Source organism: Pseudoflavonifractor sp. HCP28S3_F10 (assembly GCF_052065415.1).
Classification (GTDB): domain Bacteria; phylum Bacillota; class Clostridia; order Oscillospirales; family Oscillospiraceae; genus Pseudoflavonifractor_A.
In genome coordinates this window covers 77,057-100,532 of sequence record NZ_JBQHUB010000005.1, presented here as the reverse complement: position 1 = coordinate 100,532, position 23,476 = coordinate 77,057, and the positions used below count along the sequence as shown (strand labels likewise).

Sequence of the window (23,476 nt, the reverse complement as noted above, 5' to 3'; positions counted from 1 at the left end):
CTTTTAGAGTATTTATAGGAATTATAGCATGTTTCTTTGTACTTGTCTATCCTACTTACTTGGCCGGACAAGCAAAAACAGCTTTCAAATATTCAGAGGTTTTTATCTCTGTAAATGATGTACTGCTTATGGAAAGGGATTCCACTGTTCATTGGATGGTGAACAACTAATTGTAACCATGCAATAGCGAACGGAACGGTGAGTGCAGTACACGGATTGCAGAAGCGCAGAATAATGGACGAAATTACCATTTCAGCAAACTTCTTTCCTATCCTCACAAGGATTGGTTTAAGTGAGGGATTTCTGACTACTTTTCTGAAAGATGACATCTCAGAAGTACCCTTATGAAACAGGTCGGAAATCGGCATTTAACTGACCTATGAGCTGTACTTGTGCAAGGGCATGGACGCATCGTTGCCCCTGTTTTTCACGTTGCTCACAGGGAAGCTAATTCCGGATTATCGGCCTTAAATCGTACAAAATCCATCCTATCCATCTACCATCAACAAAGGCAACTGCAAAAGCAAAGGGGCATGTGCCTTAATGACACATACCCCTTTTGTCAGCAACCCTTGTCCGGCAACTGCCATAGTATTTGTTTTTCAAAACCTGTTTTATGGACAGCTACCTCACGGGACGGCGTTTTGGTTATTTAGGGGTAAAAGATCAGCGGGGCCCTCCGGGAAGGGCCTTCTGTGGGGGCTTTGACCGGGTATCCCAGGGTCATGGGGCAGACCAGCTCAAACTCCTCCGGTACACCGTGGGCGGCCTTGAAAGCGGGGGAGTTGAAATAATACTCGCCGAAACCGATCCAGCAGCTCTCGATGCCCATGCTGCGGCCGGAGAGCATGATGTTGGCGGCGGCCAGGGTGCAGTCGTACACGTGGTAATGGGCCTGGGTATTGCCGTAGATGATGACCATATTGGAGGCGTGGTTGAGCACGCTGAAATTGGGATTCTCCAGTCCGGCGCGGTACTGCTGGAGGTGGGGGACCTCCTCTAGCCGGGGGAGCAGGTCGGCCTTGATAGCCCGGTTGTGGCCGTCGATCTCCTCCTTGCCCTGGAGGACCACAAAGCCCCAGGGCTGCTGATTGCTGCCCGTGGCGGCCATGGTGCCCAGACGCAGCAGTTGGTCTATGGTCTCACGGGGAATGAGCTGGTCGGTATAGGCTCGAACGCTCCGCCGGGCGGAAATGGCCTCAAGAATGTCCATTGAATCATCCTTTCTGGATCGTGGTATAGAATCATCCGGAGATCGGACGTTTTGTCCCATTATAGCACAGCTTTGGAATATCGTCGAGAAAAAGAGCCGCCCATCGGGCGGCCCTTTTGACGGTAAGGGGATGAAATCAGCGCTTCTTGACGGGAGCCGAGTGGATGCTCATGCCAAAGGCAGCCTCCACGGCCTCGCTGATGCCCTCCACAAAGGTGGGGTGGGGGCGGACGGGGCTCATGAGCTGCTCGGCGGTGAGGCCCAGGGTCACCGCGGTGTTGAGCTCGCTGATGATGTCGGTGGCCCGATAGCAGAAGAGCTGGGCGCCCAGAAGGACGTGGGTGTCGGCGTGGAATACCAGCTTCATGAAGCTGCGCCCGCCGCCCTCGATGACGGTGCGGCCGTTGCCGCCCATGACGTACTTGCCGGTGAGGACGGGGATGTCCTGAGCCTTGGCCTCGTCGGCGGTGATGCCGGTCTGGGCGATCTCGGGCGAGGTGTAGACGCAGGAGGGGATGGGAGCGTTCACCCGTCCGGGCTGGTGGCCGTAGAGCAGCTCCACGGCCCGGACGCCCTCGGCCTCGGCCTTGTGGGCCAGCTGGATGCCGCCGATGGCGTCGCCGATGGCCAGGATGGAGGGCACGGAGGTCTCATACTTCTCGTTGACCACCAGCATGCCCCGGTTCATCTCCACCTCCACGCCGTCGAAGAGACCGGCGGTGTTGGCCCGGCGGCCCATGGCGGCCAGCACGGTGTCGCCGGCGGCCGACTTCTCCTCACCCTTGTAGGTGAAGTGGACGGTGACCTGATCGCCGTCCCGGGTCAGCTTGGAGACCATGGCGGAGGTGTAGATCTCCACACCCTGCTTCTTGAGCTGCATGGTCATGGACTGGGAGATCTCCCGGTCCAGGTTGGCCAGGATGCGCTCCAGAGCTTCCACGATGATGATATGGGCGCCCATGGCCGACCAGACGGTGGCCAGCTCCACGCCGATGACGCCGCCGCCGATGATGACCATGGTGTTCCGGGGGGAGATATCGTCCAGCAGCTCGTCGCTGGTGACCACGCCGGGCAGGTCCAGCCCGGGGATGGGAGGACGGGAGGGGATGGAGCCGGCGGCCACCAGGATGTGCTCGCCCTCATAGACCTCATCGCCGGCCTTTACGGTGTGGGGGCCGGTGATTACGGCCCGGGCGTTGATGGAGTCGATCTTGTTGGACTTGAGCAGGGAAGCCATACCGCCCCGCAGGGTCTCCACCACCTCGTTCTTGCGGGCGGCCAGGGAGGCCCAGTCGGGTTCCACGCTGCCCAGGGCGATGCCGGGCACGCCCTCCTTCAGCTCCTGGAAGAGCTGGGAGGAGTGCATCAGGGCCTTGGTGGGGATGCAGCCCCGGTTGAGGCAGGTGCCGCCGGGCTCACGGGCCTCGAACACGGCCACCTTTTTGCCGAGCTGAGCGGCCTTCACCGCGGCGGCAAAGCCGCCGGGGCCGCCGCCGATGACGAGCAGATCATATTGCATGTTGTTTGACCTCCAGAGTGGTTGAAATGAGATATCCCCGGTGGGATATCCGGAAAAAAGCGGCGTCCGCAGGGAACGGACGCCGCTTTGCGGGCAGGATTACGCGAACTCGTAGCGGACCACGGGATGGCGGGCCGCCTTAGTCTCGTCAGGCCGGCCGATGACGGTGTTATGGGGCGCGGCGTGGCAGGCCTCTGCGTCCTCATAAGCGGTCTTGAGGATCTTGGCCATGACCTCGCAGGCTTCGTCCAGGGTCTCGCGGGACTCAGTCTCGGTGGGCTCGAACATAAGAGCCTCGTGGACGATGAGGGGGAAGTACATCGTGGGGGGATGGATGCCGTGGTCCAGCATGCTCTTGGCCACGTCCAGCGCGGAGACGCCGGTCTCCTTCTTCAGCTGGGCCAGGTCCAGCACGAATTCATGCATGCAGACGCCGGGATAGGCGGAGATATAGCCGGCCTCTTCCATCTTCTTCTTCATGTAGTTGGCATTGAGAACGGCGGTCTGGGCGGCCTCGCGCACGCCGGAGTTACCCAGGGTCATCAGGTAGACCAGGGCCCGCAGCACCACCAGGAAGTTGCCGTAGAACATCTTGACCTGGCCGATGGACTGCTCACCCACGGTCTCGCCCAGGGTGGAAGCGGGGAGGAAGGGCTTGAGGATATCCTTGCAGCCCACCGCGCCGGAGCCGGGGCCGCCGCCGCCGTGAGGCGTGGAGAAGGTCTTGTGCAGGTTCAGGTGGCACACGTCAAAGCCCATGTCGCCGGGACGGGCCACGCCCATGACGGCGTTCAGGTTGGCGCCGTCATAGTAGCACAGGCCGCCGGCGTCGTGGACGATCCTGGTGATCTCCAGAATGTTCTTATCGAACTTGCCCACGGTGTTGGGGTTGGTGAGCATAAGGCCGGCAGTGTCGGGACCCACCACGGAGCGCAGAGCGTCCAGGTCCACCATGCCATCGGGGGTGGAGGCAATGGAGCACACCTCAAAGCCGCACATGGCGGCGGTAGCGGGGTTGGTGCCGTGGGCGGAGTCGGGGACGATGATCTTCTTGCGGGCGGTATCGCCCCGGGACTGATGATAGGCCTTGATGAGCAGCACGCCGGTAAACTCGCCGTGAGCGCCGGCGGCGGGCTGGAAGGTCATGGCGTCCATGCCGGTGATGCCGCAGAGATACTTCTCAGCCAGGGCATACACCGTCTCGCAGCCGGCGGCGGTATGCTTGGGCTGCAGAGGATGGATGTCGGTGAATTTGAAGAAGCTGGCGATGACCTCGTTGATCTTGGGATTGTACTTCATGGTACAGGAGCCCAGAGGATAGAAGCCGTCGCACACGCCGAAGGAGCGGCGGGCCAGAGCGTTATAGTGCCGGGAGAGGTCGTTCTCACTGACCTCGGGCAGCCGGGGCGCGCTCTTGCGCCGGAACGCGGCGGGGATCTCCAGAACAGGTACGGAATCGGCCTCCGGGTCCAGGGTAGGGGAGACGTGAGGGACCAGGACCTTATTGCCGCGGCCGGGGCGGCTGAGCTCAAAAATCAGTTTCATTCTCCGTACGCCTCCTTGATGATGGCCACAGCCTCGTCCAGGTCGGCCTTGGTGCAGAACTCGGTGACACACCACAGCACGCCGTCCTTGACGGGCAGGCCGCCCAGGATGCCGTTGACCTCCAGCACGTTGAGGACGCGGCCGGCATCGGGCAGGGTGGTGACGAACTCGTGGAAGAACTCGCCCTTGTGGACCAGTTCAACGCCGTCGATCCTGCACAGCTCGCTGGCCAGATAGTGGGCCTTGTCGTAGCACTGCTGGCTCACCTCGGCCAGACCGGCGGGGCCCATCTCGGCCAGATAGACCGAAGCGGTCAGGGCGCAGAGGGCCTGGTTGGAGCAGATGTTGGAGCTGGCCTTCTCCCGGCGGATGTGCTGCTCACGGGCCTGCATGGTGAGAACAAAAGCCCGCTCGCCCTTGTCATCGGTGGTCTCGCCTACGATACGGCCGGGCAGCTTGCGCATCATGGCGCTGGTGCAGGCCATGAAGCCCAGGTAGGGGCCGCCCCAGGACAGGGGCATGCCGAGGGGCTGGGCCTCGCCAACGGCCACATCGGCGCCGTACTCCCGGGGGGTCTTGAGCAGGCCCAGGGTGGCGGGGTTGACACCCATAATGTACTTGGCGCCAGCGGCGTGAACGGCCTCGCCCAGGGCGTCGCCGTCCTCCAGCATGCCGTAGAAGTTGGGCTGCTGGACGTAGAAGCAGGCGGAGTCGTCCGCCAGCAGGGACTTCAGGGCGTCCAGATCGGTGACGCCGTCCTTGGCGGGAACCATGACCACCTCGGTGTTGGAGCCGTAGCAGTAGGTCTTGATAACGGCCACAGCGTCAGGATGGGCGGTCTCGGAGACCAGGACCTTGGTGCGCTTGCGGTCGCGGCACATGGCGGCGGCCTCGGCGGCGGCGGTGCCGCCGTCGTACACGGAGGCGTTGGACACGTCCATGCCGGTGAGCTCGCAGATCATGGTCTGATACTCAAAGATGGACTGGAGGATGCCCTGGCTCACCTCGGCCTGATAGGGGGTATAGGCCGTGACCAGGATCTCGTTGCTGGTGATGCGGGTGACGGCGGCGGGGATGTAGTGCCGCTCGGCGCCGGCGCCCCGCAGGATGGTGCGGAAGCGCACGTTCTGATCGGCCAGGGACTCCATGGTCCGGCGGATCTCCAGCTCGGACTTGGGATTGGGCAGGTCCAGGGGCCCCTGGATCATGACCTCCCGGGGAACGTCCGCGTAGAGGTCATCCATGGATTTCATACCCAGCTCGGAGAGCATCTCCTGACGCTCTTCGGGGGTAGAACACAGATAGCTCGACATGTATCTTACTCCTTCTCGGCAGCGCAGTGGGCCTCATAGGCGGCGGCGTCCAGCAGCTCCTCCTCCTCGGTCACGTTCTCCACCTTGACGAACCAGGCGCCGTAGGGGTCGGCATTGACCTTGGCGGGATCGTCCATCAGTTCCTCATTGACGGCCACCACGGTGCCGGAGACAGGGGAGAGCACGTCAGACACGGCCTTGACGGACTCCACGTCGGAAAAAGCCTCGCCCACGGAGACGGAGTCGCCCTCCTGGGGCAGGTTGACAAAGACGATATCGCCCAGCTCGTCCTGAGCGAAATCGGACAGGCCGATGACATAGGTGTCGCCGTCCTTGCGGACCCACTCGTGGGACTTGGCGTACAGCAGATCAGAGGGGAAGTTCATAATAATGTCTCCTTTTATGTATTGTTTTGGATATTGGGATAGTTTGGATGGTTGGATCATTTGGATAATTGGATGATCTGGTCCGGTCAGAAAGGTATCATGCTCAGAGAAAAGGGATCACTGGGCGCGCTTGTAGAAGGGAGTCTTGATGACCTCACACTCCACCTTGCGGCCGCGCACGTCCACCAGCAGCTTGGTGCCGGGCTCCTTGTACTCCACGGGGACCATGGCCATGGCGACGGCCTGGCCCAGGTAGGGGCAGTGGGTGCCGGAGGAGACAAAGCCAACCTTCTCATCGCCGGCGTACACGTCGCAGTGCTCGCGGATGATGCCCCGGCCGGTGACCTTCAGGCCCACCTTGCGGCGGGAGACGGGACGGGCCTTCTCCAGCGCGGCCTTGCCGATGAAGTCGGGCTTATCCATCTTGACGAAGATGCCGAGAACGGCCTCGTAGGGGTTGATCTCGGCGGAGAGCTCGTGGCCGTAGAGGGGCATGCCGGCTTCCAGGCGCAGGGTATCGCGGGCGCCCAGACCGCAGGGGATGAGGCCCTCGTCCTTGCCGGCCTCCAGCAGCTTGTTCCACAGGGCGGGGGCGTCGGCGCTGGCGCAGTAAATCTCAAAGCCGTCCTCGCCGGTGTAGCCGGTGCGGGAGACAATGGCCTTGATGCCGTCCACATTGCCCTCGGCGATGAAGGTGTAGTTGCCGGAGGGAATGGTGCCAGAGAGCTTGGAGAGAACGGCCTCGGCCTTGGGACCCTGGAGGGCCACCTGGGCGACGGAATCGGAGATGTTTTCCATGGTGCAGTCGCCGGACAGGTGCTCGGAGATCCAGTTGGCGTCCTTCTCGCAATTGGCGGCGTTGACCACGATGAGGTAAGCCTCGTCGGAGCACTTGTAGACGATGAGGTCATCCACCACGCCGCCGGTCTCGTAGCACATCAGGCTGTACCGGGCATAGCCGGACTGGAGGTCGGTATAGTCGTTGGTCAGCAGGTTGTTCAGGTTCTTCAGGGCGTCCTTGCCGCGCAGGACCAGCTCGCCCATGTGGGAGACGTCAAACAGACCGCAGGCGGTGCGCACCGCCATATGCTCGGCCACCACGCCGCTGTACTGCACGGGCAGCAGCCAGCCGGCAAAGGGGACGATCTTTCCGCCGGCGGCTACATGGCAGTCATAAAGGGGGGTCTTCTTCTCCATGATACATACCTCCTAAAATAAACTCACAAAGCCAAAAAATATACCCGCAGTCATCAAAAACCATGAAAAAAGCGCATAGCGGAAATGCTATACGCCTCTGTCCATTACCTGAAAGTTTCCCCTGAATAAAATTCAGAGTTGCATCGTCGGCGCGGGCGGAAAGACCGTCCGCTTTCCAGAGCTCCGTCGGCAGCCGATCCTTTTGCCTGAGAGATTTTCTCGCTTTCCCCTTCGGCGGTGAAGTATCACACTCTCTCGACTGTGTCATCCGGGCAATATTGATTTTTTCTATGAATTGCAGGGTGTACTTGCGAGTTTTTCTTTATACCCATGAGTATAATACATTTTTCCAAAAAGTCAACTTGTTTTTTTGAATAATACGGAACGCCAAATATCAGAAAAGTTTAACAGGTGTTCCAGTCATACCCGACAACCTGCGCTTGCGCCATTTTGAAACTGTGTTATACTTGAACTGCAAAATGCGGGAATGGGACGGAAGGCCCTATCCGCGCAGCGGGATGAAATTGTAATAAGGAGGAGATGCCATGCAGGCGCTTCTGACTCAGCCCGGGGCTTTTCTGCACCGGCTCCTGGCACTGCCGGCGGAGTACCCGGTGGCAGCCGCCTGGTATACGTCCATCGTCCGATTTCTCTTTCCCATATTGGCGCTGATGATCCTGACGGGGGCCATCCGGTCCCTGCTGAAGGTGCCTCATATGCCGGAGGTCTGGGCCTATCTGACATTACCCAACGGCGCCAGCGAGCCTCTGACCCACTGGGAGAACATTCTGGGCCGGGGCAGGGCGGCCGACGTGGTGCTCAATTATCCGGTGGTCTCCCGGCAGCACGCCGCCCTCATCCGGGGCGAGGATGACCGCTGGACTGTGTACGATCTGGACTCCAAGGGGGGCGTGACGGTGAACGGCACGCCGGTGGACGGGAGCGCCCCGGTGGCCTTCGGCGATGTGCTGGGTCTGGCCGGGGTGGAGACCGTGCTGCTGCCGGTGTCCCTGGAGGAGCGGGAGGACTGGCGGCGCCGCCGCCGGGCGGTGGAGCGGCCCGCGTCGCCCTGGGGAGCGCTGGTCCTGCTCACGGTGTTCCAGGTCCTGACTGCGATGCAGCTCATCGCGGCGGCGGGGGAGGAGGCCGGTGCGCCGCTGCTTCTTTCCTTTCTGTGTCTCACCGGGGTGATGTGGACCCACTTTCTTGCCCTGCGGGCGTTGCGCCGGGTAGGCTTTGAGATGGAGGTCATCGCCTTCTTTCTGTGCACCCTCTCTCTGGCAGTGACTGCCTCGTCGGCTCCCCACGCGCTCTTCAAGCAGCTGGCCGCCATGGTGCTGGGACTGATCCTCTTCCTGGTGCTGGGGGTCTTTCTGCGGGATCTGGACCGGGTCAAGAAAATCCGCTGGCTCATGGCGGCGGGGGCCATCTGCCTGCTGGGGCTCTCCCTGGTGGCCGGACAGGTGAAGTACGGCGCGGCCAACTGGATCAGCATCGGCGGGATCTCCTTCCAGCCCTCCGAGGTGGCCAAGATCTGCTATATTTTCGCCGGCGCCGCCACTCTGGAGCGGCTCTTCCGCAAGCGGAACCTGGGGCTCTTCATCCTACTCACCGGCGTGTGCATGGGCTGCCTGGCCCTGATGAGCGACTTCGGCACGGCGGCCATCTTCTTTATCACCTTTCTGGTCATCGCCTACCTCCGCTCCGGCGACTTTGCCACCCTGGCCCTCATCTGCGGCGCGGCGGTGTTCGGCGTGCTGGTCATCCTGTCGGTCAAGCCCTATATCCTGCGGCGCTTCGCCACCTGGGGCCACGCCTGGCAGTATGCCAGCGACGGGGGCTTTCAGCAGACCCGCACCATGTCGGCGGCCGCCTCCGGCGGCCTGGTGGGCGTGGGCGCGGGGCGGGGCTGGCTTCACCGGGTGCCCGCCGCCGACACCGACCTGGTGTTCGGCATGCTCTGTGAGGAGTGGGGGCTCATCATCGCCGTGCTGGCGGTGTGCTGCATCCTGACCCTGGCGGTCTTTGCGGTGCGGTGCTGCCGGGCGGGGCGGTCCAGCTTCTATACCATCGCCGCCTGCGCCGCCACCTCCATGATGGTGTTCCAGACCTGCCTCAACGTGCTGGGTGCGGTGGACATCCTGCCCCTTACCGGCGTGACCTTCCCCTTTGTGTCCAACGGCGGGTCCTCCATGCTGTCCTCCTGGGGGCTGCTGGCCTTCCTGAAGGCCACGGATACCCGCCAGAACGCCAGCTTTGCCATCCGGCTGCCCAACCGGCGGAAGGAGCGGGCGGACGAAGAGCGGCTGGCCCGCCGTCCGGCGGAGAAGCCCGGATTTGACTTTGATACGGGCCGGGAGGAGGAGCCATGAAAAAGATCGAAAAACGGGCGGTGGTCTGCCTGCTGCTGGCCCTGGCGCTGCTGCTGGGGCTGGGACTGTTCTGCGTCCGCTTCGTGGTCAGCGGCGGACGGTGGGCGGGCTTCGCGGCCAACCGCCACCTCTACAACAGCAAGGGCCAGCTCTCGGTGGGCCGGGTGCTGGACCGGGACGGAGATGTGCTCTCCTGGGCCGATGAGAATGGGGAGCGCCGCTATTACGACGGGGCCACTGTCCGCAAGGCCACCCTCCACGCGGTGGGGGACCCGGCGGGCAATATCGGTACCGGGGCACTGGTGGCCTTTGCCGACAAGCTCTCGGGCTACAATCTGCTCACCGGAGCTTACAGCCCCATGGGGGAGGGCAACGACCTCTATCTGACCCTGGACGCCCGCTATAACTACATCGCCTACGAGGCTTTGGGAGGCCGGAAGGGGGCGGTTGGGGTCTACAATTACAAGACCGGCGAGGTGCTGTGCATGGTGTCCACCCCCACCTTCGATCCGCTGGACCCGCCGGATATTCAGGAGGGGGACGAGCGGTATGAGGGCGTCTACCTCAACCGTTTCCTGTCCGGGAGCTTCGTGCCCGGCTCCACCTTCAAGACGGTGACCCTCACCGCCGCCATCGAGAACCTGCCCGACCTTTTTGAGCGGCACTTCACCTGCACCGGCTCCACCCAGGTGGGGGACGGCACGGTGACCTGCCCCCGTGCCCACGGAGAGATGGACATCTGCGGCGCGCTGGCCAATTCCTGCAACGGCGTGTTCGCCCAGCTGGCGGCAGAGCTGGGGGCTGATACCATGGAGAAATACGCCGATCAGGCGGGGCTCACCGGGCGCTATACGGTCAGCGGCATCCCCACGGCGGCGGGCCGCTTCGACCTGAGCGGCGCCAGTGTCAACCAGCAGGGCTGGGCCGGGGTGGGCCAGTACAGCGACGCGGTGAATCCCTGCGCCATGATGGTGTGGATGGGAGCCATCGCCAACGGCGGAAAGGCGGCGGTGCCTCAGCTGGTGCTCAAGACTGTCACGCCCCTGGGCCTGCCCGGCTCGGTGTACCTGAAGCATCAGACCGGCCGGCTCATCGACAGTGATACGGCGGAGACTCTGGCCGATATGATGGCACGCAATGTCACCGAGACCTACGGCGCCCACCGCTTCCCCAACATGGATCTGTGCGCCAAGTCGGGCACCGGCGAGGTGGGCGGCGGCAAGGCCCCCAACGCCTGGTTCACCGGGTTTCTGCGGAATGAGGACGCGCCCTACGCCTTTGTGGTCCTGGTGGAGGAGGGCGGCAGCGGCGCCGACGCAGCCGGAAACGTGGCCGCCAGGGTGCTGGACGCCCTGGTCAACGGATACTGATCCACAACGTGAAGATCCCCGGTCCGCCAAACGGCGGACCGGGGATCCTTGTATTTTGAGGGATGCCGGGCCGTCAGGCCGCGGGCAGGGTGGAGACGGCGGGAGTGGGCGCAGGGGCCGGAGCGGCCTTCCGGTCCAGGGTGACGGTGGTGCCCGACAGGATGGAGACCGGCTCGTCGGGGGCTACCTCGTGGGAGATGGTGACCCGGTCGCCCACGTTCAGGGTGACGGCGATGGGGTTTTCCCTGGCGGACACCGAGTAAAACACGTCCTCGCCGGTAAGGCGGAGGAAGTAGTAGGTGTTGCCGTCCATCACGGCGGAGCGGATCTCGGCGATGACGCCGCCGGCCTCGGTCTGGGGCAGGGCCTCCTGGGTGGTGATGCCCTTCTGGGCCAGCATCTGAATATACTTCTGCTCACACTCGGAAACGGTGGCCCCGGTGGCCACCACCTGGTACTGGGCCACGTTGACCATGGCGTAGGTCTTGACCAGGTTGGTGGCGTCCTTCAGGGGGATGAAGTAGGTGGGCTCGTCGGCGATGTTCAGCAGCAGGGGGAAGGTGGCCACATAGCCCAGGTCCTGGACCACGCCCTGGGCCGACTTCTTGGCGGCCTCCTCGGTGGCGCCGGGGGCGGTGTAGAATTTGGTCTCCTTGGTGCGCTGGTTGCTGAGCAGAAAGCCCAGATTGGACTGGTCGGAGTTGATGGAGGTCACGCCGGTGTACATATACACGTCATCGTTGAGGGCGATGTAGTTATAGCCCTCAGTGACCACCGTCACATCCCGCTGGCCGAAGATGGAGTTGATAAAGCCGTTGACCAGGGTGCCGTGGTAATTGTACTGCTGCATGATGAGGTAGGGGGTGTACAGATTGTCCACCCAGGTGGGGACCTCCTCATAATACTGGCACTCGCCGGTGACGGCGTCCACCAGGACGGCGCCCCTGATGTCCACGCCGCCGAACAGGCCGATGGTCTTGACGATACGGGGGGCGATCCAGTAGGGATGACCATCCTCGTCGATCTCAAACTGGGGGGTCTCAAACATGTAGGTGGGGTAGTGGAAGCGGAGGTGGCGGAGGATGTTGCGGTTGAGAGGCTCGGAGAAGGAGTACTTCATCCCTTCGTCCAGACGGACCACCTTGGCCTCCTGCGTGACCATGTCCACCACCACGTAAGCGGGCAGGCCCTGGGAACGGTTGGTGAACCACTTGATGAGGTCGGCGTAGTCGATGGGGGCCACCCGGACGGGCCGGCCCTGGTAGTTGATCTGGGTGGAGTCATTGGAGAACTCAAACTGGCTCACCATGTCGCTGAGGGTGCCCATCTGGCGGTCGCCCAGATACTCGGCGGAATCCCGGTCCAGGGTGGGGATCTCGTTGAAGGAGATCTCGGAGATGTCGGTAGAGAAGGTGCCGTTCTCCACGGTGAGCAGGTCCCGGTAGGACGCCGCCCGGAAGATGGGCAGCGAGATCACCTGGCCGATGACGGCCACCACGATGAGCAGCAGGAAAAGCAGGCCCACCGGCAGGCACTGGCTCTTGATAAAGCGGAAGTACTCCTTCAGATGGTCCTTGTGGGTAGCGGAGGCGTCCAGGTCCAGGTTGAAGCCCGAGGTAATGAGGGCGCACACCACATAGACGATACACAGCAGGGCGATGAAGCTGTAGAAATCGCCGGACTGGAGGTTGAGCGCGGGAAGGGATACATAGAAATAGGCGCAGCCCACCAGAAGCGTGATGGCCAAATTCAGCAGGACCTTCCCCAGCTTGCTCTGGGGCATGCGGCGTTTTTTGCCGTTTGCAGAATGGCTCAAAGTGCATTCTCCTTTACAGATATCCGTCCCGGTGTATTGTCCGGAGACTGTCTCTAGTATAGCCTTATTTCGGGTAAAAAGCAACGGAAAGGAGGGTGAGGACGTATTAAACTTTCATTAAAAAGACGAGCGGGGACATTGCGGCAGACAGAAAAGGCCCGGCCGCGCGCAGGCGCGGCCGGGCCTCGCGGCGGCTCAGAGACCGGCGCAGAGGGCCTCGATATGGGCCTCCCTGGCCTTCATGGCCTGAAGGGTGCGGTCCAGCAGGGTATCCAGCTCCCAGCCCAGCAGTTCGGCGCCCTGGCGGATCACGTCCCGGGAGCAGCCGGCGGCGAACTTCTTGTCCTTGAACTTCTTCTTCAGGCTGGAGAGCTCCATGTCCTGCACGCTCCTGGAGGGGCGCATGAGGGCGGCGGCCCCAATGAGGCCGGTGAGCTCGTCGCTGGCGAAGAGGACCTTTTCCATCTCGTGCTCAGGGGCCGCGTCGGCGCCGGTGAGGCCCCAGCCGTGGCACACCACCGCCCGCACCAGGGCGGGCTCAGCGCCGGCAGCCTCCAGCAGCTCACGGGCCTTGACGCAGTGCTCCTCGGGCCAGCGCTCAAAGTCGATGTCGTGGAGCAGGCCCACGTTGCTCCAGAAAAGGGCCTCATCCCCGTAGCCCAGTTCATGGGCGTACCAGTCCATCACGGCCTCCACAGTGAAGGCGTGGCGGAGGTGAAAGGGCTCCTGATTGTATTCCTTCAGCAGGGCGACGGCCTGCTCGCGGGTGAATTCCATTGTGATACACTCCTTTTGTGGGAATCATTCCGGTTGTTTTTTTATCATAGCACAGCGGAAGAAAAAAGGAAAGAGCCCGGGAGCCGGGCAGGGACAAGTTCCTTCTTGACCGCCGGGCCGGGATGGGATAGACTGAGCAGTAGAAAAAAGCAGTACCGGAACGCCGCTCGGTGGGGCGGCGTTCCGCCTGCCCGTCAGGGGCGGGGAGGAGGGAAGAGCTGTGGAACGGATACGGAAGGCGCTGCAGGCCGAGCCGGTGCTCTGCGTGTCGGCGATGTGCGCGCTGGCCTCCATGGCGCTGACGCCGCCGTCGGCGGCCTATCTGGGATATGTGGACCTGCGGGTGCTCATCCTGCTCTTCAGCCTGATGGCGGTGGTGGCGGGGGCGCGGGACTGCGGCGTGTTCGAGGTACTGGCCCAGCGGCTGCTGTCCGGCCGGCACCGGCTGCGTACCCTGACCCTGCTGCTGGTGCTGCTGCCCTTCTTCGCCTCCATGCTGGTGACCAACGATGTGGCCCTCATCGCCTTTGTGCCCTTCGCCATCCTGGTGCTGGAGCGGGTGGGACGGACGGACCGGCTCATCCCGGTGGTGGTGCTCCAGACCCTGGCGGCCAACCTGGGCAGCATGGCCACGCCGGTGGGCAACCCCCAGAACCTCTACCTCTACCACCGCTTTTCCCTGACGCCGGGGGAGTTCTTCGCGGTCATCCTGCCGCTGTCCCTGGTGAGCCTGGCGCTGCTGTGCGCCGCCTGCCTGCTGGGCCGGGACGTGACGCTGTCGGTGACCTTCCCGGAGCGGGCCGCGGTACGCCGGAAAGGACGGCTGGGACTGATGGCGGCCCTCTTCGGGCTGTGCCTGCTGTGCGTGTTCCATGTGATAAACGAGTGGGTACTGCTGGCGGCGGTGCTGCTGGCCCTGCTGGCTGCCGGACGGGACCTGCTGCCCCGGGTGGACTACGGCCTGCTGGCCACCTTTGTGTGCTTCTTTGTTTTCGCGGGCAACGTGGGGGCCCACCCGGGGCTCAACGCCCTGCTCACCGGGGCGCTGGAGGGCCACACCGCCCTCACCGCCGCCCTGGTGAGCCAGGTCATCAGCAATGTGCCCGCCGCCGTGCTCCTCTCCGGTTTCACAGAGGACTGGCGGGGCCTGCTGCTGGGCGCCGATCTGGGCGGCCTGGGTACCCCGGTGGCCTCGCTGGCCAGCCTGATCTCCCTGAGACTCTATCTTCGGGGCGGGCGGGGGAGCGCGGGACGCTATCTGGCCGTATTTACCGGGGCCAATCTGGCTTTCCTGGCGGTGCTGGCCGGTGCGGCGGTTCTTTTTGGCGGTTTTTGAGGGAACAGGGTTGCAATATGACACAGAAACAGGTAAAATAAAATACTGCCTTTCTGTGATGTCAAGGCCATGATCTGGTGAGAGAAAGCGACGGTAGCTGGAATGAATCGTACTTTGGAACATATCCTGCCCCGGGTGCAGAAGCCTGCGCGCTATACCGGCGGCGAATATAATGCGGTGGTCAAGGACCGGGCTCAGGTGGATATCCGTGTGGCCCTGTGCTTCCCCGATACCTATGAGATCGGCATGTCCAACCTGGGCGTGCGCATCCTCTACGGAGTGATGAACGAGATGGACGGGGTCTGGTGCGAGCGGGTGTTCGCCCCCTGGGGAGACATGGAGGAGGAGATGCGCCGGGAGAGCATCCCGCTCTACGGTCTGGAGAGCGGCGATTCCATCGCGGACTTTGATATCATCGGCTTCTCCCTGGGCTATGAGATGGCCTATACCAATGTGCTCAACATGCTGGACCTGGCGGGGCTGGCCCTGCGCAGCGAGGACCGGGATGAGCTGGCTCCCCTGGTCATCGCCGGCGGCACCTGTGCCTTCAACGCCGAGCCCCTGGCCCCCTTTATCGATATCTTTTCCCTGGGCGAGGGGGAGGACGTGACGGTGGAGCTCATCGAGCTCTACCGCCGGGCCAAGGAGGAGTGCTGGAGCAAGGAAGAGCTGCTGGTGGCCGCCGCCCAGATCCCCGGACTCTACGTTCCCTCCCTTTACGATGTGGCGTACAACGACGACGGGACGGTCAAGTCCATTGCCCCCACCCACGGCGCCCCTGCCGTGGTGACCAAGCGCATCGTACAGGACCTGAACCGGTCCTACTTCCCGGTGAAGAACATCGTGCCTTCCACCGAGATCGTCCACGACCGGGTGATGCTGGAGGTGTTCCGGGGCTGCATCCGGGGCTGCCGGTTCTGTCAGGCGGGATACGCCTACCGGCCCGTCCGCTCCAAGGACCCGGCGCTGCTGGTCCGCCAGGGCATCGAGGCCTGCAAGAACTCCGGTTATCAGGAGATGACCCTTTCGTCCCTGTCCACCAGCGACTACCGCCGCCTGCTGGACCTGTGCGACGGGCTGCAGGAGTGGTGCGACCCCAACGGCGTGAACCTGTCCCTGCCCTCCCTCCGGGCGGACAATTTCTCCTGGAGCCTGATGGAACGGCTGCAGCACGGACGCAAGAGCGGCCTGACCTTCGCACCCGAGGCGGGCACCCAGCGCCTGCGGGACGTGATCAATAAAAACGTCACCGAGGAGGATATCCTCAATTTCTGCCGCACCGCCTTTGCCGGCGGCTGGTCTACGGTGAAGCTCTACTTCATGCTGGGCCTGCCCACCGAGACCGATGAGGACGTGCTGGGCATCGCCGACCTGGCCGAAAAGGTCTACCGCACCTGGCGGGAGGTGACCCCCAACCGCAGCCGGGGGGTGAAGATCACGGTGTCCACCGCCTTCTTCGTGCCCAAGCCCCACACCGCCTTCCAGTGGGAGCCCCAGATCAGCCGGGAGGAGTATGAGCGCCGGGTGAAGCTGCTGCGGGACAATATGCGGGGCCGGTCCATCGCCTACCACTGGCACGACCCGGAGACCAGCGTGCTGGAGGCCGTGTTCGCCCGGGGCGACCGCCGCCTGGCCGACGTGCTGGAGACCGCCTGGCGCAAGGGCGCCAAGTTCGACACCTGGGATGAGTATTTCGACTACGGCCGCTGGATGGAGGCCTTTGCCGAGTGCGGCATCGATCCGGCGTTTTATGCCAACCGCGCCCGGGACCGGGAGGAGGTCCTGCCCTGGAGCACCACCTCCGTGGGGGTCAGCACCCGGTTTTTGTGGCGTGAGCGGGAGCAGGCCTACAAGGGGGTCATCACCCCCGACTGCCGGAAGCAGTGCATGGGCTGCGGCGCAGACAAGCTGTATCCCGGCGGCGTGTGCGACGCGGAGATCTGAGCCCCGCCGTCCGCCAATCAACCAACCAAGGAGGCGTTGCGCCTGTGATCACCCATAGACTGGCCTTTTCCAAGAGCGATACTGCCAAATTTATCTCCCATCTGGACCTGATGCGGACCTTCCAGCGGGCCTTCCTCCGGGCGGGCATCCCCATCAAGCACACAGAGGGCTTCAATCCCCATGCCTTCGTTTCCATTCCGCTGCCGCTGTCGGTGGGATATTCCAGCGCCTGCGAAGTGCTGGAGTGTCAGATCCTGGGGGAGGACCCGGCTCTGGAGCAGGTGCCTGAGCGGATGAACGCGGTACTCCCCGCCGGTATCACGGTGAGCCGCTGCTATGAGGCGGTGCGGCCGGTAAAGGACCTGGCCTACGTCAATTATATCGTGACCCTGGAGTATGAGGCGGGCGCTCCCTTCGGGGCGGATACTGCCATCCAGGAGCTGCTGAACCGGGAGAGCCTGGTGATGCGCAAAAAGTCCAAAAAGGCCAAAAGCGGCTTTACCGAAGTGGATCTCATCCCCCTCATCGCCAGCGCCACCGTGGAGGAGCGGCGGGACAGCGTCACGCTGGACCTGGTCCTGAAGGCCCAGAATCCGGGCCTGAACCCGGAGCTCATCGTGGCGGCCATCCGGCAGGAGTGTCCTGACGCGGCCCCCGATTTTGTCTCCTTCCACCGCCGGGCAGTGCTGGACGAGGAACGGAATCATTGGATATAGGAACCGGGCGTCCCCTTTTGCAAAAGGGGACGCCTTTTGCATCACGGGTGATCGATGAAGCAATTTGACTTGCAAATTTTGGCTGAATCAGGTAAAATAATGATAACTAACCTCTGTTGCGGCGCCATATATACGAGAGAGAACGGAGCGCAAATCCGGGAAACAGCGGATACAGGAAGGGAGTGAATGTTTTGCAGGACAGACAGACGGTTTTGGTGGTGGACGACCAGGCCCATCACCGGTCCACGCTGCGTGGACTGCTCGGCTCCGCCTATCAGGTGATTGAGGCGGCCGACGGCAACGAGGCCCTTCAGCTGATCGAGGGCTGTTTCTCCCGGCTGGCACTGATCCTGCTGGACATTGATATGCCCGGGATCGGGGGTCTTGAGGTGCTGCGCACCATGGGGGACAGGGGATGGCTGAAGAGCATCCCGGTCTTCCTGATCATTGAGGAGGGGAAGACGGAGAACCTGGCGATGGCCTATGAGCTGGGCGTCATGGACGTGGTCGAGAAGCCCTTCCGGCCGGAGGTGGTCCGCCGCAGGGTGGACAGTGTGGTAGAGCTCTACGCCCACCGCTTCGAATTGGAGCGGGTGGTCCGGGAGCAGACCGCCCACATCCGGGAGCGGGAGCATCAGCTCCGGCAGACCAACAAGTCTATCGTGGAGACGCTGAGCGCCGCTATCGAGTTCCGGGACTGCTCCTCCGAGGTCCATGTGCGCCGGGTGCGGGAGGTGACCCGCCTGCTGCTGGAGGACGTGATGGAGTTCTGGCCGGAATACGGGCTGGATCAGGAGCAGGTGAAGCAGATCTCCGACCTGTCCGTCATGCATGATATCGGCAAGGCCGCGGTACCTGACGCGCTTCTGAATAAGAACGGGCGGCTCACCGGTGAGGAATTCGAGCAGATCAAAGCGCACACGGTCTATGGCGGAGAACTGGTGACCCATATCAGCTTTACCCAGGGCGACCATGTCCACAGCTATTGCTACGACATCTGCCGCCACCACCATGAGCGGTGGGACGGCCGTGGTTATCCGGACGGCCTGAAGGGAGAGGAGATCCCTATCTGGGTCCAGGCGGTGGCCATTGCCGACGTGTATGAGGCGCTGATCAGCAACCGGGTCTATAAGCCGGCCTATGAGGCAGAGGAAGCGATCCGCATGATCCTGGACGGCGAGTGCGGCGCTTTCAATCCCAAGATCCTTACCTCTCTGCGGAGAGTGGCGCCACGCCTGCTGATGGAGCTGAAAGGGGAGGCAGAGCAGGACGGCGGCGGTGCGGGCGGAAAGGAGCCGGGCCTTGTGCGGCCGGCCCGCCGGGAGGAGGCCAGCACTGACGCCCAGACGCTCTTCGAGCTGGAGCAGGAGAAATACCGGGTCATGGCCGAGCTCTCAGAGGACATGATCTTTACTTACAACGCCCTCTTCGACTCCATGGAATTCAGTGAAAAATTCTGCAAGGTATTCCAGATCCCCGCCTATATGCAGGATTATGAGAGGTATCATTCCTCTCCCCGCATGCTTTTCCCGGAGGAATATGAACAGCTGGAGGAGAAGCGGCAGAGCCTGAGCTGGGCCGTTCCTGAACTGGAGATGGATCTGCGTCTGCCGCTGCCGGATGGGAGCCGGTCCTGGTTCCATCTGACCCTCCATCTCCTGCTGGACCGGAGAGACCGGACCCGGGAACTGGGATATGTGGGCAGGCTGACCAACATCAACCGGATCAAAAGCGAGGCCACCGAGTGGCAGAAACGGGCTAATACCGACGCTCTGACCCAGCTGTGCAACCGGGCGGGGGCCCACGTCCTCTTTGAAGAACTGCTGCGGGAGGGGCGGGATGGAGCGGTGCCGCTCACGGTGGCCTTTATGGATATCGACCACTTCAAGGACCTCAACGATACCTTAGGACATGAGGCCGGCGACCAGATCCTGATCCGGTTTGGACGAAATGTGCGCGGCCTGTTCCGCCCGGATGACATCGTCTCCCGGTTCGGCGGGGATGAGTTCCTGGTGGTCATGAAGAACATGGGGGACCCGGTCTTTACCCAAAGCAAGCTGGGGCAGCTGTGCAGTCAGAGCATCCGCATCGACCAGTGTGATCAGCCCCTGGAGGTCAGCGGAAGTATCGGTGTGGCCTTTTATCCCAGGGACGGTGTGGAGTTCGACGATCTGCTGCGCAAAGCGGATCAGGCGCTCTATCACTCCAAACGCAGCGGGCGGGGCAGGGTGAGCTTCTATGCGGATCTGACTTCGGAGCAAACCAACTGATACAGCAGGTCCGCCCACGTCAGTATAGATGTGGGCGGACCTGTTACAGGAATTGCCAATAACATGCGAAAGCGCTTGACAAGCGAAGTAATTGCGAGTATACTTTACAAGTACGTTTCCGGGGTGTGGCGAAGCTTGGTATCGCGCTTGGTTCGGGTCCAAGAGGCCGCGGGTTCGAATCCCGCCACTCCGACCAACTCGTCGCAAGCGTCATATCGCTTGCGACGAGTTTTTTTGCTTCGCATTAAAAACTCATCGTGCGCTCATTCTGCTGCTCCCCGCTTCCGAACCGCGATTCGCTCCGCTGGATTCGCGGTCGGTTTTTGACCTGGGACGAAACGAAAATATCCGGATTGAAGTCACCTGACACAGGAGAGTTCTACAAAGAACTCTCTTGTTTTTTTGTTTATATTGCTGATTTTCAAAATTTTTTTGGTTTTGTTGCACGGAAACGTGCAATTTTCTCTGTTTTGGAGCCGATATATAGGAGGACTTGTTCCTTACTATGCATAGGAGGTTCCATATGACCGAAGAGAACTACAACTACCGCACCAGCCAGTCCCTGCTCCGCAATCAATTTCCCGGCAAGGGGAAACTACAAATTCCCATCATTCCAAAGTTTCAGGAAAAACCAGGTGACTTCGATGATCTCCTTCTAATTGGGTTTGATAAAACCCATCTGGAGGATCAAAACCACCTCGACCGCATGGTGCATTTCTTCCTGTACGACTACCGTTTCGAGCGGGTTTGGAAGAACCCCGACAATGACATCGAGAAGCTTTCCCGTTATCGGGCGGCACTTTCCCCTGATTTCAGTATGTATCTGGAAATGGCGCCCGTTATGCAGCTTTACAACGTGTTCCGCAACCGCTGGTGCGGCGCCTACTGGGCGTCCAAAGGAATCCGTGTCATCCCCACGGTAAACTGGGGCGATGAATCCACCTTTGATTTCTGTTTTGAGGGAATCGAAAAAGGCAGCATCGTTGCCGTTTCCACTTATATGGCATCTGAGCATGATAACCGCCGCGACCAGAAAGAATGGTTCATGGCCGGCTACAATGAAATGCTGCGGCGTATTGAGCCGGAGAAGATCATCTGCTACAATACGCCTTTCCCTGAAATGCAGGGAGACATCGTGTACGTGGATTACGAGCGCAGTTCGTGGAAATACATGAGCTATGAGCGGAGATTTCAGAAAGAAGACTTAGAATCTTTCAAAATTGGCGGTGCTTACCCAAAACCTTGTGATATAATGGAGCCGTACCTGATCGGTAAAGGAGGCGGCAGCGCATACGGCGGAGAGTGGAAACCATCCAAGCCCGAGGACTACCGTTTGATTGGAAAACCCGGAGAAATCAAAGTCACCTATGCCAAGGATGGGTCAAAGGTTGAGACGAAAATTGGAAATGATGGTAGAGCAGTTGCGGAAAGGCACCATACTACAAACCCCAATCCCAAATTTCACTCCAACCCACACGACCATAAAATCAATTGGGAATCTCCCAGAAAAGGTGTCCCTAATTTTGAAAAGCCACATACGAATTACTGGCGCGATGAATATCCCGATGGCGCACCAGAGTTTAAGGCTTTTAGAGGTGCTGTCATGAAATATACTTTTAATTCCGATGAAGAGAATCACTTCAAAACCATATCAAATTTCAAAGAATGTATTATTCGCGGTGGAGAGCCTGTCTTTGTCTGGAAGGGTCTGCAATATGGCGTCTGTTTTTACGGAGATAAGTACTGCATTGCTCTTACAAATGGAGAACAGGAGAAAATTTGTGATACACCCGATGATGTTCTGAACTATCAGGTGGGGGAAGATCGTTTGCGGGATGTTATTACCCAAGTAACAGTTCTGCACCGGAATATTTGAGATAAAACCTCTTGCTTGCTGCCTGCGAACCATTGATTTTACTGGATTTCTTCAGATCCTTTAATGACACTTGGACCAACGGTGAGTCCTTAAAGGACTCACCGTTTTTTAATCTTCTGTGTTAAGTTTGGTGTACGAAAGCGTACAACTTTGGGCCTATTTCTCCCTGCTTGTAGAAGAACCTCTGTTCTTACTACTGGAAGAGGAGACGAAATGAATGTGCTATAAACGCAGTACAGGAGCGATTCTTGTACGAAAGTCATCATAATTGAAATTCCCAGGAAAGATACGAACGAGATCGCTACTTTTATTAGCGGATGGATGGTTGAGCCAAACGGAAAATTAAAATTGAATACGCCTTATGGAGGTAAATAATATGAAAGAAATGGACTGCGTTGAAGTTATCATCGAAAAAGAAAAATATGCCAAAGAAGGAGTACACGAAGGGATGCAGGGGTGGATCTGTAATCCGCTTACGATTGACGGAACATGGCTTGTTAATTTCCCACAATGCGGAGAAAAGCGTGATATTGCAACACTTGATATAAAAGAAGAAGATCTGGAGCTGATCCCGGTTATGCACGCCATCTTAGACGAACAGATCAAGGCTCGGTTCGAGAAAGCGGAAAAAACTGCGAAGTCATTCGATGATACGTCGGAGGGTCTGTCTGATTATATGGTCTGATAGGATAAAAGACCTTGCTTGCTGCCTGAAACCCATTGATATGACCGGGTTTTCCAGATCCTATAATCACATTTCGACCAAGGGGGAGTCCTTAAGGACTCCCCCCTTTTTATGGACCGGCGGCATACGCTGCTGCACACAGGCTGATTCCTGCACATATACTGGCTTGTCACGTATTACGGCAGAGAGGAGTATTTGCTATGGACAGCGCTCAGGATTATATTGTCAATTCATTGGAGCTGCATCTGTTTTTTGCGCGTATCATGAAAGAACACGCGTTCTTCTTAAAGGTGGGGTTTTTACCGCCAAATGCGGATCTTGCCAATGAGGGCGAGCGTTTCATACGTCGGTTTGAGGCGCTGCTCTCCCGTGCGATCGCGCTGAGCGACCGTGTGGTGCGTGGGTGCGTGCTGAATTCGGGAGAGGTCTTTACGGAGTTTACCGACTGCGCTGAGCTTCAGACACAGCGGTTCACCGGGACCTTCCTCAACCGCAGATTGACAGCCCGGGAGATGCGGCTGAGCGGCCGGAGCTGCAACGAAGATCTGTGTGTCTCCAATGCCCTTGTACGCCAGGTACGGCAGCTGAACCGGGACGGGCTGGCACTGGTGGAACGCCTGATCAACTATAAGGAACGGATCCTGAAAGGAGCCCGTTCCTGCGAGCTATTTACCGTAAACTACCCGCTGCTTATCGAACACATCCTGCGCGAAGCCCGCCTGTACCGGGCCTATCTGATGCAGGCAGAGGGGATGGACGGCTGCGGCTGCCAGGAACTCAGAGACCAGGAACTGTTCTGGAACCGTATCATGATGGAGCACGCTCTGTTCATCCGCGGCCTGCTGGACCCGACCGAGGAGGAGCTCATTAAGACCTCTGACCATTTTGCCGCAGACTACAGGCGGCTGCTGGAGACCTCCGCGGCGGCGGGCGACAGGACCATGCGCGGCGGAAACGCCCTGGTCCTGACACAGGAATTCCGTGATTTTAAGTGTGCAGGTGTCAAGGGGATCGAGGCGTGCCAGATCAAGTCGCTCATCCTCCCGCTGCTTGCTGACCATGTCCTGCGGGAGGCAAACCACTATCTTCGCCTGCTGGAGTCCTAGCCAGCAGAGCACTGAAGAGATGTGCGATGCACTGG

Annotated in this window: 17 protein-coding genes, 1 tRNA gene and 1 riboswitch; of the genes, 10 read left to right on the top strand and 8 right to left on the bottom strand. The window is 60.5% G+C overall.

Going from position 1 to position 23,476, the window contains the following annotated elements; genetic code table 11:
* Positions 1-652: 652 nt before the first annotated feature.
* The 6 genes from ACTNBZ_RS04115 to gcvT all read right to left on the bottom strand — a co-directional run bounded on the left by ACTNBZ_RS04115 (position 653) and on the right by gcvT (position 7,173).
* Positions 653-1,213 (bottom strand): nitroreductase family protein, encoded by a 561-nt coding sequence (locus ACTNBZ_RS04115; RefSeq protein WP_441208427.1) that lies wholly within the window; start codon positions 1,211-1,213, stop codon positions 653-655.
* A gap of 136 nt (positions 1,214-1,349) precedes the next feature.
* A complete protein-coding gene (gene lpdA / locus ACTNBZ_RS04110; RefSeq protein WP_441208426.1) occupies positions 1,350-2,732 on the bottom strand; it encodes a dihydrolipoyl dehydrogenase in 1,383 nt (460 codons plus the stop codon).
* A 99-nt stretch (positions 2,733-2,831) separates the two neighbouring features.
* Positions 2,832-4,277: an aminomethyl-transferring glycine dehydrogenase subunit GcvPB gene (gcvPB, locus tag ACTNBZ_RS04105; RefSeq protein WP_441208425.1), complete on the bottom strand. Its 1,446-nt coding sequence runs from the start codon at positions 4,275-4,277 to the stop codon at positions 2,832-2,834.
* Complete coding sequence (gene gcvPA, locus ACTNBZ_RS04100) at positions 4,274-5,590, bottom strand: aminomethyl-transferring glycine dehydrogenase subunit GcvPA (protein ID WP_441208424.1); 1,317 nt, start codon at positions 5,588-5,590, stop codon at positions 4,274-4,276. The genes gcvPB and gcvPA overlap by 4 nt, the downstream gene beginning before the upstream one ends.
* A 5-nt stretch (positions 5,591-5,595) precedes the next feature.
* Complete coding sequence (gcvH, locus tag ACTNBZ_RS04095; RefSeq protein WP_441208423.1) at positions 5,596-5,976, bottom strand: glycine cleavage system protein GcvH; 381 nt, start codon at positions 5,974-5,976, stop codon at positions 5,596-5,598.
* Between the two features lie 117 nt (positions 5,977-6,093).
* Complete coding sequence (gcvT, locus tag ACTNBZ_RS04090) at positions 6,094-7,173, bottom strand: glycine cleavage system aminomethyltransferase GcvT (RefSeq protein ID WP_441208422.1); 1,080 nt, start codon at positions 7,171-7,173, stop codon at positions 6,094-6,096.
* Positions 7,174-7,357: 184 nt separating this feature from the next.
* Positions 7,358-7,441: riboswitch (glycine riboswitch) on the bottom strand.
* A 277-nt stretch (positions 7,442-7,718) separates the two neighbouring features.
* Between gcvT and ACTNBZ_RS04085 the strand changes: the two genes are divergently transcribed.
* Together ACTNBZ_RS04085 and ACTNBZ_RS04080 are read left to right on the top strand one after the other, a co-directional pair.
* On the top strand, positions 7,719-9,545 hold the full coding sequence (locus ACTNBZ_RS04085) for an FtsW/RodA/SpoVE family cell cycle protein (protein WP_441208421.1): 1,827 nt from the start codon (positions 7,719-7,721) through the stop codon (positions 9,543-9,545).
* Positions 9,542-10,915: a penicillin-binding transpeptidase domain-containing protein gene (locus tag ACTNBZ_RS04080; protein ID WP_441208420.1), complete on the top strand. Its 1,374-nt coding sequence runs from the start codon at positions 9,542-9,544 to the stop codon at positions 10,913-10,915. The genes ACTNBZ_RS04085 and ACTNBZ_RS04080 overlap by 4 nt, the downstream gene beginning before the upstream one ends.
* A 73-nt stretch (positions 10,916-10,988) precedes the next feature.
* Here ACTNBZ_RS04080 and ACTNBZ_RS04075 read toward each other — a convergent pair whose 3' ends face one another.
* Both ACTNBZ_RS04075 and ACTNBZ_RS04070 read right to left on the bottom strand, forming a co-directional pair.
* On the bottom strand, positions 10,989-12,731 hold the full coding sequence (locus ACTNBZ_RS04075; RefSeq protein WP_441208419.1) for a CvpA family protein: 1,743 nt from the start codon (positions 12,729-12,731) through the stop codon (positions 10,989-10,991).
* Positions 12,732-12,926: 195 nt separating this feature from the next.
* Positions 12,927-13,508, bottom strand: a complete 582-nt coding sequence (locus tag ACTNBZ_RS04070; RefSeq protein ID WP_441208418.1) for a hydrolase — start codon at positions 13,506-13,508, stop codon at positions 12,927-12,929.
* Between the two features lie 220 nt (positions 13,509-13,728).
* Here ACTNBZ_RS04070 and ACTNBZ_RS04065 point away from each other — a divergent pair, with 220 nt between their 5' ends.
* From ACTNBZ_RS04065 to ACTNBZ_RS04030, 8 genes are all read left to right on the top strand, one after another.
* Positions 13,729-14,844 (top strand): SLC13 family permease, encoded by a 1,116-nt coding sequence (locus tag ACTNBZ_RS04065; protein ID WP_441208417.1) that lies wholly within the window; start codon positions 13,729-13,731, stop codon positions 14,842-14,844.
* A 102-nt stretch (positions 14,845-14,946) separates the two neighbouring features.
* Entirely contained in the window at positions 14,947-16,788 is a 1,842-nt protein-coding gene (locus tag ACTNBZ_RS04060; RefSeq protein ID WP_441208416.1) for a TIGR03960 family B12-binding radical SAM protein, read from the top strand.
* A gap of 44 nt (positions 16,789-16,832) precedes the next feature.
* Positions 16,833-17,504, top strand: a complete 672-nt coding sequence (locus ACTNBZ_RS04055) for a TIGR03936 family radical SAM-associated protein (RefSeq protein WP_441208415.1) — start codon at positions 16,833-16,835, stop codon at positions 17,502-17,504.
* 191 nt (positions 17,505-17,695) lie between these two features.
* Positions 17,696-19,774 (top strand): bifunctional diguanylate cyclase/phosphohydrolase, encoded by a 2,079-nt coding sequence (locus ACTNBZ_RS04050; RefSeq protein WP_441208414.1) that lies wholly within the window; start codon positions 17,696-17,698, stop codon positions 19,772-19,774.
* Positions 19,775-19,893: 119 nt separating this feature from the next.
* Positions 19,894-19,970: transfer RNA gene (locus tag ACTNBZ_RS04045), tRNA-Pro, on the top strand.
* Positions 19,971-20,297: 327 nt separating this feature from the next.
* Complete coding sequence (locus ACTNBZ_RS04040; RefSeq protein WP_441208413.1) at positions 20,298-21,650, top strand: DUF4417 domain-containing protein; 1,353 nt, start codon at positions 20,298-20,300, stop codon at positions 21,648-21,650.
* A gap of 376 nt (positions 21,651-22,026) precedes the next feature.
* Positions 22,027-22,335, top strand: a complete 309-nt coding sequence (locus tag ACTNBZ_RS04035) for a hypothetical protein (protein ID WP_441208412.1) — start codon at positions 22,027-22,029, stop codon at positions 22,333-22,335.
* A gap of 200 nt (positions 22,336-22,535) precedes the next feature.
* Positions 22,536-23,441, top strand: a complete 906-nt coding sequence (locus ACTNBZ_RS04030; RefSeq protein WP_441208411.1) for a DUF2935 domain-containing protein — start codon at positions 22,536-22,538, stop codon at positions 23,439-23,441.
* The last annotated feature ends 35 nt before the right edge of the window (positions 23,442-23,476 follow it).

Bases quoted from the DNA above. Each gene is read 5' to 3' on its own strand.
- ACTNBZ_RS04115 (WP_441208427.1), bottom strand. From the start codon at position 1,213: ATGGACATTCTTGAGGCCATTTCCGCCCGGCGGAGCGTTCGAGCCTAT.
- lpdA (WP_441208426.1), bottom strand. From the start codon at position 2,732: ATGCAATATGATCTGCTCGTCATCGGCGGCGGCCCCGGCGGCTTTGCC.
- gcvPB (WP_441208425.1), bottom strand. From the start codon at position 4,277: ATGAAACTGATTTTTGAGCTCAGCCGCCCCGGCCGCGGCAATAAGGTC.
- gcvPA (WP_441208424.1), bottom strand. From the start codon at position 5,590: ATGTCGAGCTATCTGTGTTCTACCCCCGAAGAGCGTCAGGAGATGCTC.
- gcvH (WP_441208423.1), bottom strand. From the start codon at position 5,976: ATGAACTTCCCCTCTGATCTGCTGTACGCCAAGTCCCACGAGTGGGTC.
- gcvT (WP_441208422.1), bottom strand. From the start codon at position 7,173: ATGGAGAAGAAGACCCCCCTTTATGACTGCCATGTAGCCGCCGGCGGA.
- ACTNBZ_RS04085 (WP_441208421.1), top strand. From the start codon at position 7,719: ATGCAGGCGCTTCTGACTCAGCCCGGGGCTTTTCTGCACCGGCTCCTG.
- ACTNBZ_RS04080 (WP_441208420.1), top strand. From the start codon at position 9,542: ATGAAAAAGATCGAAAAACGGGCGGTGGTCTGCCTGCTGCTGGCCCTG.
- ACTNBZ_RS04070 (WP_441208418.1), bottom strand. From the start codon at position 13,508: ATGGAATTCACCCGCGAGCAGGCCGTCGCCCTGCTGAAGGAATACAAT.
- ACTNBZ_RS04060 (WP_441208416.1), top strand. From the start codon at position 14,947: ATGAATCGTACTTTGGAACATATCCTGCCCCGGGTGCAGAAGCCTGCG.
- ACTNBZ_RS04040 (WP_441208413.1), top strand. From the start codon at position 20,298: ATGACCGAAGAGAACTACAACTACCGCACCAGCCAGTCCCTGCTCCGC.
- ACTNBZ_RS04035 (WP_441208412.1), top strand. From the start codon at position 22,027: ATGAAAGAAATGGACTGCGTTGAAGTTATCATCGAAAAAGAAAAATAT.
- ACTNBZ_RS04030 (WP_441208411.1), top strand. From the start codon at position 22,536: ATGGACAGCGCTCAGGATTATATTGTCAATTCATTGGAGCTGCATCTG.